The organism is Streptomyces sp. NBC_00162 (genome assembly GCF_024611995.1).
Classification (GTDB): domain Bacteria; phylum Actinomycetota; class Actinomycetes; order Streptomycetales; family Streptomycetaceae; genus Streptomyces.
Genome location: NZ_CP102510.1, coordinates 329,637 through 342,799, shown reverse-complemented (window position 1 = coordinate 342,799; position 13,163 = coordinate 329,637). Strand labels below are relative to the sequence as shown.

14 protein-coding genes and 1 pseudogene are annotated in these 13,163 nt (G+C 66.9%); 13 read left to right on the top strand and 2 right to left on the bottom strand.

The genetic code is table 11. The features are described 5' to 3' along the window. The first annotated feature begins 2 nt into the window (after positions 1 to 2). The 11 genes from JIW86_RS41170 (at position 3) to JIW86_RS41120 (ending at position 9,334) form a co-directional block, all read left to right on the top strand. On the top strand, positions 3 to 683 hold the full coding sequence (locus tag JIW86_RS41170) for an RES family NAD+ phosphorylase (RefSeq protein WP_257559839.1): 681 nt from the start codon (positions 3 to 5) through the stop codon (positions 681 to 683). A gap of 665 nt (positions 684 to 1,348) precedes the next feature. Further along, complete coding sequence (locus JIW86_RS41165) at positions 1,349 to 1,753, top strand: XRE family transcriptional regulator (RefSeq protein ID WP_257559838.1); 405 nt, start codon at positions 1,349 to 1,351, stop codon at positions 1,751 to 1,753. 260 nt (positions 1,754 to 2,013) lie between these two features. After that, the gene (locus JIW86_RS41160) at positions 2,014 to 3,069 is read left to right on the top strand and encodes a hypothetical protein (RefSeq protein WP_257559837.1); all 1,056 of its coding nucleotides are present in this window, start codon (positions 2,014 to 2,016) and stop codon (positions 3,067 to 3,069) included. A 163-nt stretch (positions 3,070 to 3,232) separates the two neighbouring features. Beyond that, complete coding sequence (locus JIW86_RS41155) at positions 3,233 to 3,361, top strand: hypothetical protein (protein WP_257559836.1); 129 nt, start codon at positions 3,233 to 3,235, stop codon at positions 3,359 to 3,361. A gap of 293 nt (positions 3,362 to 3,654) precedes the next feature. Then, the gene (locus JIW86_RS41150; protein ID WP_257559835.1) at positions 3,655 to 5,364 is read left to right on the top strand and encodes a cellulose-binding protein; all 1,710 of its coding nucleotides are present in this window, start codon (positions 3,655 to 3,657) and stop codon (positions 5,362 to 5,364) included. 6 nt (positions 5,365 to 5,370) lie between these two features. After that, on the top strand, positions 5,371 to 5,607 hold the full coding sequence (locus tag JIW86_RS41145) for a hypothetical protein (protein WP_257559892.1): 237 nt from the start codon (positions 5,371 to 5,373) through the stop codon (positions 5,605 to 5,607). Further along, positions 5,601 to 6,632, top strand: a complete 1,032-nt coding sequence (locus JIW86_RS41140; RefSeq protein WP_257559834.1) for a tyrosine-type recombinase/integrase — start codon at positions 5,601 to 5,603, stop codon at positions 6,630 to 6,632. Before JIW86_RS41145 ends, JIW86_RS41140 begins: the two co-directional genes overlap by 7 nt. Then, positions 6,629 to 6,964, top strand: coding sequence for a helix-turn-helix domain-containing protein (locus JIW86_RS41135; protein ID WP_257559833.1), 336 nt, complete (start codon positions 6,629 to 6,631; stop codon positions 6,962 to 6,964). Before JIW86_RS41140 ends, JIW86_RS41135 begins: the two co-directional genes overlap by 4 nt. Continuing rightward, complete coding sequence (locus JIW86_RS41130) at positions 6,961 to 8,547, top strand: hypothetical protein (RefSeq protein WP_257559832.1); 1,587 nt, start codon at positions 6,961 to 6,963, stop codon at positions 8,545 to 8,547. Before JIW86_RS41135 ends, JIW86_RS41130 begins: the two co-directional genes overlap by 4 nt. 85 nt (positions 8,548 to 8,632) lie before the next feature. Beyond that, positions 8,633 to 9,001 carry a hypothetical protein gene (locus JIW86_RS41125; RefSeq protein WP_257559891.1) on the top strand — a complete coding sequence of 123 codons (369 nt, stop codon included), beginning with the start codon at positions 8,633 to 8,635 and terminating at the stop codon, positions 8,999 to 9,001. A 24-nt stretch (positions 9,002 to 9,025) separates the two neighbouring features. Then, entirely contained in the window at positions 9,026 to 9,334 is a 309-nt protein-coding gene (locus JIW86_RS41120) for a hypothetical protein (protein WP_257559831.1), read from the top strand. Positions 9,335 to 9,483: 149 nt separating this feature from the next. On the opposite strand, the gene JIW86_RS41115 is transcribed toward JIW86_RS41120, so the two are convergent. Next, positions 9,484 to 10,215, bottom strand: a complete 732-nt coding sequence (locus JIW86_RS41115; protein ID WP_257559830.1) for an SDR family oxidoreductase — start codon at positions 10,213 to 10,215, stop codon at positions 9,484 to 9,486. A 151-nt stretch (positions 10,216 to 10,366) separates the two neighbouring features. On the opposite strand from JIW86_RS41115, the gene JIW86_RS41110 reads away from it, so the two are divergent. Both JIW86_RS41110 and JIW86_RS41105 read left to right on the top strand, forming a co-directional pair. After that, positions 10,367 to 10,957 carry a TetR/AcrR family transcriptional regulator gene (locus JIW86_RS41110; protein WP_257559829.1) on the top strand — a complete coding sequence of 197 codons (591 nt, stop codon included), beginning with the start codon at positions 10,367 to 10,369 and terminating at the stop codon, positions 10,955 to 10,957. 224 nt (positions 10,958 to 11,181) lie between these two features. After that, a pseudogene (locus JIW86_RS41105) lies at positions 11,182 to 11,292 on the top strand (recombinase family protein); the annotation flags it as partial. An 841-nt stretch (positions 11,293 to 12,133) separates the two neighbouring features. Here JIW86_RS41105 and JIW86_RS41100 read toward each other — a convergent pair. Next, positions 12,134 to 13,162, bottom strand: a complete 1,029-nt coding sequence (locus JIW86_RS41100; protein WP_257552306.1) for an aminoglycoside phosphotransferase family protein — start codon at positions 13,160 to 13,162, stop codon at positions 12,134 to 12,136. Between the last annotated feature and the right edge of the window lies 1 nt (position 13,163).

The window sequence follows — 13,163 nt, the reverse complement described above, 5'->3', positions numbered from 1 at the left end:
GCGTGAACGAGGCAACCCGGTTACAGCTGATCGCGGCACCCGAGCACGGTGTGTGGCACTTAGGAAAAGCGAAAGACCCCCTGAAGTACAACAAGATCAGCAAGGCAGACAACAATCGCACCGGCGGCAACCTGTGGAGCCTGGTGGGCTATGGCACCCTGTACTGCTCCTCTGAACTCGACGGATGCTTCGCCGAGGCGCTGGAGCCCTTCCGCGTTGACCCGGAATTGCAGGCCTTGATCGCCGACGACTGGCGGACGCCCGACTTCATGCCCCCCGGCACCCTTCCCCGGGACTGGCGCACCCGCCACACCCTGGTGCGCCTGCAGCCGACGAAGGAAGCACGGTTCCTCAACATCGACGACGAAGAAGCCCTGCGCCTCCTGTCCCGAGAACTCAAGGACGAGCTGGCAGTACTGGGAGTCCCCACGCTGACACGAGAACATATCCGCGGTTCGAACCGCAGGGTCACGCGGCAGATCGCAGCCTGGGCGATCACCCAGCGCACCCCCGAACAGGGACGCCTCATCCACGGGATCGCCTACCGATCCCGCTTCGGGATGCGCCAGTGCTGGGCCATCTTCAGCGACGTCGACCTGGAAGAAATCGAACAGCAGCCCATCTGGCCTGAAACCGAAGGTCTGCGCACCGTCGCGGACGAGTACGGACTCACCATCCGCTGACGCGAAGCCCGAGCCAGTCCTGCTCCTGCCCTCCCCGGATCCCCCTCTAAACGCCACTGAAGGCCATAGCCCGAACGAAGGAAAATCCGGCCTGCCTTCTGACAGGCCACTGCGTTCGTTGATCTGAAAGCCGCAGGTCAAAACCCCAAGACCGCCCTCGGCTCCCCTGTCTTGACGGCGCATCACATACTGCAAGTATGAGTAAAAGTGGTGGAGTTAGAGGTGGATTCTGGGTAGTCTTAACTCATCGACTACTGAGGAGGATTCATGATGGCAACTGGTTGCCTCTTACGGCCCAGGAGCATCGCCCCGCCCCCGCAGCTCCTCATGCCCCAGCAGAACCTGCCCGTGAACAGCCGGCCGAGCAGCAGGCACGACACCGTCCTCCTGCATCGCCTGCACCCCCTCAGTCCTCCCTGCACCGGATCCTCCGCGACCGGTACGCAGCGACACTGAACCGAGGCGCTCCGCGCCCCAAAGTCCGCAGCGGTCACGCTTCCCGCCGGACCATCACTTCGAAGCGTCACCACGCCCCGCGACCGTCCACTCCGCACCTCACCTGTGCCGCAGCTGGAACGGACCGCGCACGAATCCTGCACCCGTAGCCCGACACGCGACCAAAGGCCCAAATGCCAGCGCGTAGCCGGAACACGAGGGAGACACCCATGCCCACCACAGCCGCCAACGCCTCTGCAGACCCCAAGAGCACCGCCAGTGCCGAGCGAGCCCACGCCGTCACTGTGCGCATGTCCATCGCGGACATCGCCCGCTTCCTGCAGGACAACCTCGGCCAGCGCCTGACCGCCCGGATCACCAACATCAGCGATCCCCGGCAGGTCGGAAAGTGGGCCTTGGGCAACTCCGCACCACGCCAGGACGCCGAAGACAGGCTGAGGGCTGCACTGCAAGTGTTCCAACTCATCCAGGACGCCGAAAGCCTCTACACCGCCCGCGCCTGGATGATCGGCATGAACCCGCAGCTCGAGGACGAAGCACCCCTCACCGTCATCGCAGAAGGACGCTACAAAGACGTGATGGTCGCGGCACGCTCCTACGTCGACGGCGGCTGACCCTCTTCACGGCTGGACGCCCGGGGCACGCATCCGGAAGGATCAGGCCTGAGTGTTCCCGTAGTCGTGCACGCCCCACCCGGTCTCCAGAGACAGCGACAACCCGTGCTTCGCCGCGCGTGCGTGCGCCTCGCCGAGTGTGTCCAGCGGAACGCCAAGTCCAGGCCATCATCTGGTCCTTCCACCACGTATCGGTGTGGTCGCGTCGGCAGCGGCAGCCACATACATCACCCACCGCATGTCTGGCAGGATGCTTCGCCATGACTACCCGATCGGAACAGCTGGAGACCACGTCGTTACATGCAAGGCTTGCCAACTTTGACGCCTCGTCGGATACTGACCGCCCTTTCGAGGAGACGGTGGGTCAGCTCATACGGGACTGCGCCGCGCTTGGCATGGAACGCCAGGTACCCCTCCGGGTCAGGGTCGCGCTTAGACGGCGCCTCCACCTCCAGCGCTGGAAGCGGAACGCCCTCATACTGCTGTTTCTTTTGCCTCTTCTGTGCAGCTTGTCGGTAGGCATGGCCCTGCTGCAGTGGAGACTCGGCTGGATCCCGCGGCAGGGGGAATCTGCGTGGTCTTTTGACCTCACAGCATCAAATCCTTGGCAGCAGACTGTGTCGATTCTGAGTCTGGCAGTGGCGATCGGTCTCCTGCTTCTCGGAGCGCTGGAGATGTACGTCAACCCGCGGCTCTTGCCCAGGCGCGCCACTTCCCGGGCCGCAAGGCTCTTGGTAGCGCGCCGATACGCCCTCGTCACGCAGTGCGCTGCGGCGATTCACGCCTGCGCGCAGGCCCGGCGCAGCGGGGAGCAGAGGCCGGCCCGACTCAGAAAGCTCGCCAAGGAGCTGAAGATCGTACAGCGCGGTGTGCTGGACGCGCACCACAGCCGCGGGACCGTGGCCCGCTGGTCCCACCGCACAAAGACCCTGAAGCGCCACGAACGTCATGTAGCCGGGGCGTTACGCGTGCTGGAATCCAAACTTGACCATGCCCCGAACGAAGCACTGCGCGACATCGCTGAAGCTCTTCTCACCATCTCTGACCGATACTGCCAGACCCGTATCGGCGAGCTCCTGGACGAGGATCAACTCAACGACATCGAGCCCCAGCGCAACTGGGACGTGCTGCGGCTTCTCACCGCCTACGTCGTTGGCGCTGGTGGCGTGACCGCGCTGGCACTCACAGGTGTTCTCCCAGAAAGTGCCGAACCGTACGTCTACACCCTCGTACTGGCCGCTGCCTTCCTCATCGCATTCGGACGAAACGTAAGGCGCACAATCGACGTTCTCAGCGCCATCACCGGGGGAGTCTGACGCGTCTGGAGAACGGGGTCTGGCTCGACTTCTGTGGTGACGGCTCGACCCTCAGTACGTCGGGACGCGGAACGACGAGAACCAGCAGGTCGGTGTATTGGCCCGACGCGGGCACGAGCGCGCACGGCGCAGCTCCACAGAAGTTGAGCCAGAACCCGTTCTCGTGAACAAAGCCATATACGAGAACAGGGCCGTCGCGGTGGCGGCGGCCGCCGTCTGTCTCTTCCTGTGCTTCCTGTGCGGCTTCAGCCGCTCGGCCACCGCGGGGCGGTGTGCGGCCGGAAGCCTGTGATGGTTCGCGCCGTCGAGGTCGAAAGGGAGCCTGGGCGTGTCACCGGGTCACGGGGTCACCGTCTCACCGGGTCCGGTGAGACGGTGCGACCGCGTCTCGGGGCAAAAAAACGATTGAGACGGCAACCTTTCCGCTCTGAGTGGCCACTTAGGGGTGTACCGACGAGGGCGAGCCGTGGTCAGCGGCGCTACGCCCTCTGTGTCAACACCCGATCGGAGCCCCACGTGTCACCAGACGACCCGAGATCCGCCGAGCAGCCGATGCCTTGGGGTCGCACGCCCCGCCGTAGCCGGATGCTCCGGCATTCTGTCGTGGGGGCGGTGGCGGTGCTCGCCGCCTCGGCCGGTGTCGGCGCCCTGGCGCCCAGCGCGGGCGCCGCGCCGACCGTCGACATCAGTGTGAATGCCGGTACCTCCTTGGGCACGGTGCCCAGCAGTGGTGTCGGCCTCAATCTGGGCTTCGGCGACGAGCACATGGGGGACGCCAATGTGACCTCGCTGATGAAGGCCGCGGGAGTTCGGCAGCTGCGCTATCCCGGCGGTTCCGGCGCGGACGAATACCACTGGAAGACCCACACCTCCGGCGACGGCAAGGGCTGGATCCCCTCCAACACCAACTTCGACCGCTTCATGGACATCGCGAAGAAGGTCGGCGCCCAGCCGATCCTGACCGCGAACTACGGTTCCGGCACCGCCCAGGAGGCCGCCGACTGGGTCAAGTACTCCAACGTCGACAAGGGTTACGGCGTTAAGTACTGGGAGATCGGCAACGAGGTCTACGGCAACGGGCACTACGGCAACGGCAAGGGCTGGGAAAGGGACGATCACGCCGACAAGAGCCCGAGGGAGTACGGGAAGAACCTGGTCGCCTACTCGAAGGCGATGAAGGCCGTGGACCCGACGGTGAAGATCGGAGCGGTGCTCACCACCCCCGGCGGCTGGCCGGACAAGGAGAAGGCTCCCGGTGACACCGCCGACTGGAACAACACGGTGCTCTCCATCGCGGGAAGCTCGATCGACTTCGTCATCGTCCACTGGTATCCGGGCGGCACCACCACGGCCGACCTGCTGAACACCCCCTCCCGGATCGCCGCTACCACGTCCGAGCTGCGCTCGCTGATCGCCAAGTACACGGGCTCGCGCGCCGCTTCGGTGGAGATCGCGGTCACCGAGACCGACGCCGTCGGCTCGCCCGCCTTGACCAGCCAGGCCGCAGCCCTGTTCGCGCCGGACACCTACATGACCTGGTTCGAGCAGGGCGCCACCCACGTGGACTGGTGGAACCTGCACAACGGCACGGACCAAGCGCCCACCACCGTCCACGGCCAGACCGACTACCAGGACGGGGGCATTCTCTCCGCTGGAACCTGCGCCGGGGGGAAGTGCCAACCGCCGCGCGACACAACCTTCCCCACCTACTGGGGCATCCGCTCCCTGACCGCACTGGCGCAGCCTGGTGACACCATAGTCAAGTCATCCTCGGGCAACTCGTCGGTCACTGTGCACGCGGTGCGGAGCAGCAACGGCGGTCTGAACGTCATGCTGACCAACAAGAGCCCGGAGAACGCGGCGGAGGTGTCGCTCTCGTACGCCGGATTCACCCCGGCCGCCGGGGCGGTCACGACCGTTTCGTATGCCAAGGAAGGCACCGCCCTGACGACGGCGGAGCGGGGCACGGCGGTCGCACAGACGCTGCCGCCGTACTCGATCACGACTCTTCAGCTGAAGCCCGCGGCGGGGACTGCTAGCGCTGACAAGCCGACGCCCGTCCCGACGCCGACCGTCCCCACGCCGGTTGTCTCCGGCACGACCGGCACCCGTGCGCAGGCGGGGATCGGCGCACCCGTGGGCCAGCCGACCCCGAGCAGCACGTCCGGCGGCCTGGCTTCCACCGGGGCGGGCAACGCTGTCACGTACAGCGCCATCGGTGGCCTGCTGGTCATCGCTGCCGGCAGCGTCCTGGTGCTTCGCGGACGTCGCCGCAAGGCTTTGCACGGGAAGTGAGACCGCGTGAGTGACCGACGGCCCGGCAGCCACGCCACCCACCCGTGGCGTGCGCGCCGGGCCGTCGGCCTCCGCGCCGGCGTCGGCGGTCAGGAAACAAACAAGGCCCGGGTCGTTGACCTGGACCTGGCCTACCTCGGCACCGGTCCCGGCCCGTGGGGTGGCCCGCAGGCGGCTGCGTTCCGGGCCACCGTGGAACTGCCGCGCGAGGACTTCGCGAACAGGTCTTCGCGGCGATGCTGACCGGCTTCGCCAACCAACAGCTCGCACGGAATCTGGCCCGGACGACCGTCGAGGGCCGGGAGAACACGGTCAAGGCGTTCGCGGCCTACGTGATCGCCTACCCCTGGCTCTGGACGCCGGCGATGATCGATGAATGGCTCGGCGACCTGCGCTCACTGCGGGACCTGAAGCGCTCCACGATCCGCTCGTACTCCGAGGCCGTGCGGGCCTTCTGCCACTTCATCACCGATCCGCTCTACGAGTGGACAGCGACCTGCGAGGAACGGTTCGGCACGCACCCGGTCCAGGTGGTGCACGAGTGGAACACCGCGGTGCACGTCCAGGACAACGAGGCAGACGCGAAGAAGCGCGCGTTCACCAAGGCCGAGCTGCACGCCTTCTTCGCGCACTGCGACGACGAGGTCGCCCGTATCCGGGCCTTCGGCCGCAAGGGCTGGCTGCCCGCCTTCCGCGACGCCACGCTGTTCAAGACCGCCTACGCCTACGGGACACGGCGCAACGAGACGCGGATGCTCGACGCCGCCGACTTCGGTCGCAACCCGCACGGCGGCGAGTTCGGCCAGTACGGTCGCTGCCAGGTCCGGTTCGGCAAGGCCAAGAAGGGCTCCCCGCCCAAGCGCCGCGGCGTGCTGACCGTCTTCGACTGGACCCCGGACATCCTGGACGAGTGGTTCACCGAGGTCCGCCCGCTGTTCGGCACCGACAACAACCCGGCGGCCTGGCCCTCCGAACGGGGCCTGCGGATCGGCTGCCAGCGGCTCAACTCCCGCTTCATCGCCTACCGCAAGGCCCTCGGCCTGGACGACGGACTCGACTTCCACTCCTTCCGCAGGTCCTACGTCACCCACTTGATCGAGGACGGCTGGGACCCGCGCTTCGTCCAGGAGCAGGTCGGCCACGAGCACGCCAGCACCACCTCGCTCTACACCTGCGTGTCCTCGGACTTCCGCACCCGCACCCTGCGGCGGCATCTGGACTCCACCATCGCTGCCGCCCTCCAGACCCAGCCCGGGAGGCAGGCATGAAACGCAAGGTCGGCTACACCTGGCGGCTGCGCGAGGTCATGGCCCAGCACCGGATCTTCACAGCCACCGAACTGGTGCCGCTGCTGCACGAACGCGGCATCGACCTGTCCGCCTCCCAGGTCCACCGCTTGGTCTCCGGCACTCCGGAACGCCTGTCGTTGCAGGTCATGGCCGCGCTTTGCGACATCCTGTCCTGTACCCCGGCCGACCTGGTGGCCACCACCGCAGAGAACGCCGGCGTCCGCAAGACCGCCACCGGCGACCTGCCCACCCCGCTCGCGAACGTGGCGAAGCTGCGGCCCCGCGCCGCCCGGATCCTGCCCGAAGCATGACCCGCCCCTACGCCACCGACGAACAGTACGAACGCTGGTACATGGCCGAGTGCTGCCGCTGCGGCCGCCGCAGACACAAGGCTGGCACGTGGCCGGACGGATACGTCTGCCGGACCTGTTCCGACCGCGCCGTCCGGACACGGGGCACCTGCCCGGGATGCGGCCAGGACCGTGCCCTCCCCGGACTCCGCCCCGGTGACGGGGCCGCGATCTGCACCACCTGCGCCGGCTTCTCGCAGACCTTCGACTGCTCACGCTGCGGCTTCGAGGGCAAGCTCCTGGGCGGACGGCTGTGTGAACGCTGCACCCTCACCGACCGCCTCACCGCACTCCTGGACGACGGAGACAGCCGCATCCGACCCACACTGGTCCCGCTGTTCGACCTGCTGGTGGCAATGGACAAGCCCAGAAGCGGCCTGGCCTGGCTGGAGATGCGCCGCGACCAGCCGGGCAGCGCCTCGCAGCTACTGCGGCGGCTCGGCCTCGGCGAGATCCCACTGACCCACGACGCCTTCCACGAGCTCCAGCCCTGGCGGGCCGCCGCTCACCTGGAAGAACTCCTGATGACGTGCGGAGCCCTGCCCTCGGTCGACAAGTACCTCTGCTCCTTCCAGCGCTGGCTTCCCGGCCACCTGACCGGCATCGCCGACCCCGAGCACGCCAAGACGATCCGGCTCTTCGCGACCTGGCACATCCTTCCCCGGCTGCGGACCCGCGCCGAGAGGAGCCACATCACACCCAGCATCCGCCGGTTCGCCGCCGAACAGGTCAAGCACGCGACCGCGTTCCTGCAATGGCTCGGCGAGCGAAACAGCACCCTCGCGTCATGCGGCCAGATCGACGTCGACGCCTGGTTCGCCGAGAACACCGAACACGCCCGCACCTGCCTGAGAGCCTTCCTCAACTGGGCCATGCAGAGCCGACGCTGCCGACGCTCCCTGTCCATCCCCAAGATGAAGGTCTCCCGCCGGGCCGCACTGAGCGAAGACGAGCGCCTCGATACCCTTGGCCGGCTGCTGACCGATACCGAGATACCGATGCGACTCCGTGTCGCCGGAGTCATCGTGCTCCTCTACGCGCAGCCCGCGAGCCGCATCGTCCGGCTCGGCGTTGACGACGTCATCCGCGACGGCGACACCGTGCTGCTGCGGCTCGGTGAGCCGGCCTCGCCCGTCCCTGATCCGGTCGCCGCCCTGCTGCTGGAGCACATCGCGAACCGCGACAACATGAACACCGCTACCAACCCCGCGTCCCGCTGGCTTTTCCCGGGCCGCCGGGCGGGGCAGCCGACCCGCCCCGACCACCTGTCCGCGCTCTTGAACGAAGTCGGGGTCCCGACCGCGGCAGCCCGCGGCGCCGCGATCCGGCAGCAACTCCTCGAACTTCCTGCACCCGTCGTCGCGGACGCTCTCGGCTACCACGACAAGACCACCAGCCGGCTCCGCAACGAGACCGGCGGGACATGGAGCCGATACGCACCAGGAGATCACGAACCGGGCCGAACGCCCACAACCCATGCCGGGCACACGGGTGATCCGCCGCCACCCGTCCCCGGCGGATTACATGTTGATCATTGGGCCTGAAAACGTCTATCTGAAACCGGTCGGCGACCCGTAGTACTGGCTTCGCGGCCCACCGGCCGTCCACGATCTCAAGGAGCCATCACCCATGACTCGCTTTCGCACCCTGTGCATGGCCCTCACCGGCACCGCGGCGCTGTTCGCCCTGACCGCCGCGCCCGCGCACGCCGCCCCCGGCGACGTGACCACCTCCTGTTCGAGCGTCCTCACCCCGAGCGGCTTCGTCGACGTCAGCTGGGGGTACAGCAGCAGCTGCGGCACGCAGAGCTTCAGCCCGAACATCAAGCAGATAAAGCAGCTCACCGGGCTGCCCGTCGGCACCGTGGTCCAGGCCTGCAATTCCACCTACCAGCCCTTCGGCTGGGTTCAGACCGCCTCGTACTACAGCGGCAGCTGTGTCTCCTCCTCGGTCCCCAGCTTCAACAACAACGCCTGGACGCTCAAGCGCGTCTCCTGACCCGTCCGCCCCGACGCCGCGGTCGTGGAGTTCGCGGAGCAGGCGGTCGGCCGGCTGTTCCCCGGACGCCGGGCGGGGCAGCCCTTCCGTCCCGACCACCTGTCCGCACTCCTCAACGAGATCGGCGTCCCTGTGGCCGCCGCCCGCGGCGCCGCCATCCGACAACAACTCCTTGAGATGCCCGCTCCCGTCGTCGCGGACGCTCTCGGCTACCACAACAAGACCACCACCCGCCTGCTCAACGAGACCGGCGGAACCTGGAGCCGATACGCCCCTGGAGATCACACACGGTCACCGGCAGGCTGGGTTCCACGGAGAACTGGCGACAGTTGAATACGAGAGCCCACCAGTACCAAGCCCGGGGATGCCCGTGGGTTCAACGGAACTGAGCCTTGTGCGGCCGGAACTCGCGGGTCGGTCCGTGTGCATCGGCTGGGGATATCCGTGGGTTTGGCAGGCGCGCGGGGGTGGGCTGGGCGGACCTATCCCTGGGCAGTGGGGCGAACGACGATGTCGCCGACGTCGACACCGTCCGGCTGCTCGATGGCGAAGGCGATGGCGCGGGCCACCGCGGCCGGCGGGAGGGCGATCTCCATCAGCTTGTCGATCTGGGCCTTCGCAGCCGGATCCATGTGCTCCGCGAAGTCCGTACGGACGGCGCCGGGCGAGACGACGGTCACGCGCAGGCTGTCGCCGGCCTCTTGGCGCAGGCCTTCGGAGACGGTGCGCACGGCGTTCTTGGTGGCGGCGTACACCGACTGGAGTGGCACGATGCGCAGTCCGGCGGTGGACACGGTGTTGACGAAGTGTCCGAGTCCCTGCTCCCGGAAGAGGGGAAGGGCTGCGGCGATCCCGTACAGGACCCCCTTGAGGTTGACGTCGATCATCTTCTCCCAGTCCTCGACGCGCAGGTCGTCGAGGGGGGAGATCAGACCGATCCCGGCGTTGCTGACGAGGACGTCGAGTTTGCCGTACCGGTCGCATGCCAGCTGCACGAGGCCGGAGAGGTCCTCGCGCCGCGTCACGTCCGTGCGGATCCAGGCGGCCTCGCCACCGGCTCGTTCTATGCGGGCGGCCAAGGCCGCAAGACGCTTCGGACGGCGTGCCCCGAGGACGACCTTCGCGCCGCGCTCGGCCAGCAGAAGCGCGGTCGCCTCCCCGATGCCGCTGCTGGCGCCGGTGATTGCCACGACCTTGCCTTCGATTCCCGGCATATTCAACTGTCCTTCCAGAGTGCGGAGTGCGGAGCAGAGAGGGTCCGGGCAGGCCGGACCATGCCCTAGAGTGAAAGCGGAGGCTCCGCCACTTCGCCCAGACTAAATGGCGGAGCCTCCACTTAGCAACGGAGAAGGGAACGAGCCGCCGATGACCCGAGAGGCAGGACGCCCGCTGAGGGCCGACGCACAGCGAAACCGGGACAAGATCCTGGCCGCCGCGGTGCGCGTGTTCAGCGAGGAGGGGCTCGACGCACACTTCGAGCGCATCGCCAGGGAAGCGGGCGTGGGAACGGGCACGCTCTACCGCAACTTCCCGACCCGAGAGGCTCTGATCGAGGCGGCGTACCGCAACGAAGTGGCCCGGCTGTGCGAGGCCGCCTCCGGCCTCCTGGCGACGATGCCGCCTGCCGAGGCCCTGCGGGTGTGGACCCGCCGCTTCATCGACTACGCCACCGCCAAATTCGGCATGGCCGACGCCCTGCGCGCCGTCGTCGCCTCGGGCAGCAACCCCTACGCCGACAGTCACGAGATGATTCAGGGCGCCCTCAACTCCCTGATGGAGGCCGGTGCCGCTGCCGGAACGATCCGCTCCGACATCCGTCCGGCCGACATGTTCGCCGCCCTCGCCGGAATCGCCCTCACCTCGGCTAAGCCCGAGCAGCGAGAGCAGGCCGAACGCCTCCTCGACCTCACCCTGGACGGACTGAAATCCGCGCCGCCTCAGCTGCCCGAAAGCTGACGACAGAACCCCGATGTCACCAGGTCGCCAGTTCACCGCCAGTGCCGACGACCCGTACCTCCTTGCCTTCATCCAGACTGCAGATCGATCACACGAGCTGAGGACGCTTCAGGAATTCCGAAGCAATGTCACAGCCGGGCAGGGCAGCCGAAAGAGGACGAAGCCCCTGGCCACGGCCGCGGTCACTCGGCGGGGCTCGGAAGAACTCGCGGGATGTCGCACACAAGCGCAAGGGACACAGCCCCTCCGTCGCGAGCATCTACCGGGCGCTCGCCGAGCAGGCCAAGCGCGAGGCGTACCCCGAAGCTCTCGAACAGGCCTACATCGACTTCGCCGTAGCTTCGGGAGAACAGGGCCGTCACCGGTGCCGTCGAAACCCCCACTGGCCACAACGGCCGTCGCCGGGGAGTGCATCCACGCACACCCCGGCGACGTTGTTCTATTCCAGACTGGCTGACTTCGAAGCCCTCAATGAGAATCTTTTCCATCAGGAGTCCCGTAGGGCGGCACCTCTCGCGAGGGAACTATCAAGCCGATGCATGCGATCACCCGCGTAAGATCGGCACTGAGGAATACTATAAAGCGATATTCTCCCCTCTTTCGGTCATCGATAAACCCGACCAGCAGTTCCTGCCGATTTTCTCGAGGCTAGCCACCGCCTCCTCGAAACCCAATGATGGGCGCTCGAGTTTCTGCAGTCTCCGCAACCGCCGGGCGTAGGTGTGATGCAGTCTCGCGGCAGGCATTCTCCCTGGCAAGATTTCGAACGGCGCCCCAGCGGTAAGGGCACTCTTAGCCTGCGAGTTGACAGTTGATTCGACAGCGAACGCTTGCCTCAGCTCATCTCGCTCCACGTGCGCTCCTATCGTGATCGCGGATTGAACCATGACCCATTCCCTATCCTGATCTCCGCCGCTTAAATTACCCCTTCGAGTAGATGCTCCTCCTCGAAGAACCCGAAGTCGATGTCCGTATCGTGAACCTGAATATCTCTACTCGGATCCACGTCGGAGCGACGGATTCGCATCACTACTGAGCCCGGCCCCCATTCGTCAACCTCCTCCTGGGCTCTCCCCTCGCTGTGGAACGGAAGACCGCGAGGACGTAGCCCAGCTCCCGCCTTTCCAGTGCGGCGCGCAGTTGTGGGTTGTGATTCTGGGGGGTTTCAGCCGACCTCTATGGTCGCTTTGCTGGGACGGGCAGAAGCGTGGGCCAGCGAGCGAGCATACGTTGGCGCATAGCGGTGCTGAGGCTGCTCATGCCGCTAAGGGAGGTGTGGTCGGCCGTCATCTGGCCAACGACCCCGAGCCGGTGGACGAGCCGTTGTCGGGCGGTCGCGGTGCCCCACGTCCAGTCCCGGTGCGGAATCCGGGCCAGGTGATCAGTGCTCTCGCGGCGTGCCCGCTCAACCAGCGCGTCGCCGCGGAGCAGCCAGCCGGCACACGCGTCAGCGAGCCCGTCTTGGGCATCGGAGCCGGTCAGGGTGCGCCATTCGTTGCGGTATGCGCTCTCCGCCCGTTCCAGCAGCGGCTCCGACGCTGAAGTGACACACCAGCAGGTCGGAAAGCCGATGCGCAGGTAGGCGAGCTCCATCAAGCCGCTGCCCAGTGACGCTTGCTCAAAGTCGATGAATCGGATCCCCGTGGCGGTGTGGAGATCATTACCGGGACAGGGATCCCCGTGGAGAAGGGCATGCCCAGATGCCTGGTCGAGCCGGTTCACGAGGTCATCGAGTTCGCCGGACACGGCAGAAGTGACAGGAACCTCCAGAGCCCCGGCCAGCTGCAGGAAAGACTCGATATCGGCCTCGTTCGGGCCCTGCCACCGGGGAAGTACCCCGACGTCCTCCGGGCGGGCGGTGGCATGCAGCCGTGCCAGCGCGGCTGCATAGTCGACGATCCAGTCGCTGGCCGGGCGTCGGTGATCCAGATGCTCCAGCACCAAGACCCGCTCGCTGGGATCGGTGGCCAGCAACGCGGGCACCACGGGTATTTCAGCTCGGGCGGCGAGCCTCAGGGCGGCCACCTCACGGGCGTATCGCTCGTCGGCATCAAGACCGCCGACGATCTGCTTCACCACCGCCGTTGCCTCTGGCAACTCGACGCGCCACACGCGCGAGCGAGGGCTGCTGCCCAGTCTGCGAGAGCGCCTGGGAGATCCCAGCTCGGTCCGTAATTCGTCCCCGAACGGCAGTCGCAACCACATG

Excerpts from the sequence above, each read along its gene's own strand:
- JIW86_RS41165 (WP_257559838.1), top strand. The coding sequence starts at position 1,349 with ATGCCCACCACAGCCGCCAACGCCTCTGCAGACCCCAAGAGCACCGCC.
- JIW86_RS41115 (WP_257559830.1), bottom strand. The coding sequence starts at position 10,215 with ATGCCGGGAATCGAAGGCAAGGTCGTGGCAATCACCGGCGCCAGCAGC.
- JIW86_RS41125 (WP_257559891.1), top strand. The coding sequence starts at position 8,633 with ATGACTCGCTTTCGCACCCTGTGCATGGCCCTCACCGGCACCGCGGCG.
- JIW86_RS41100 (WP_257552306.1), bottom strand. The coding sequence starts at position 13,162 with ATGTGGTTGCGACTGCCGTTCGGGGACGAATTACGGACCGAGCTGGGA.
- JIW86_RS41150 (WP_257559835.1), top strand. The coding sequence starts at position 3,655 with ATGCTCCGGCATTCTGTCGTGGGGGCGGTGGCGGTGCTCGCCGCCTCG.
- JIW86_RS41160 (WP_257559837.1), top strand. The coding sequence starts at position 2,014 with ATGACTACCCGATCGGAACAGCTGGAGACCACGTCGTTACATGCAAGG.
- JIW86_RS41135 (WP_257559833.1), top strand. The coding sequence starts at position 6,629 with ATGAAACGCAAGGTCGGCTACACCTGGCGGCTGCGCGAGGTCATGGCC.
- JIW86_RS41130 (WP_257559832.1), top strand. The coding sequence starts at position 6,961 with ATGACCCGCCCCTACGCCACCGACGAACAGTACGAACGCTGGTACATG.
- JIW86_RS41140 (WP_257559834.1), top strand. The coding sequence starts at position 5,601 with ATGCTGACCGGCTTCGCCAACCAACAGCTCGCACGGAATCTGGCCCGG.
- JIW86_RS41110 (WP_257559829.1), top strand. The coding sequence starts at position 10,367 with ATGACCCGAGAGGCAGGACGCCCGCTGAGGGCCGACGCACAGCGAAAC.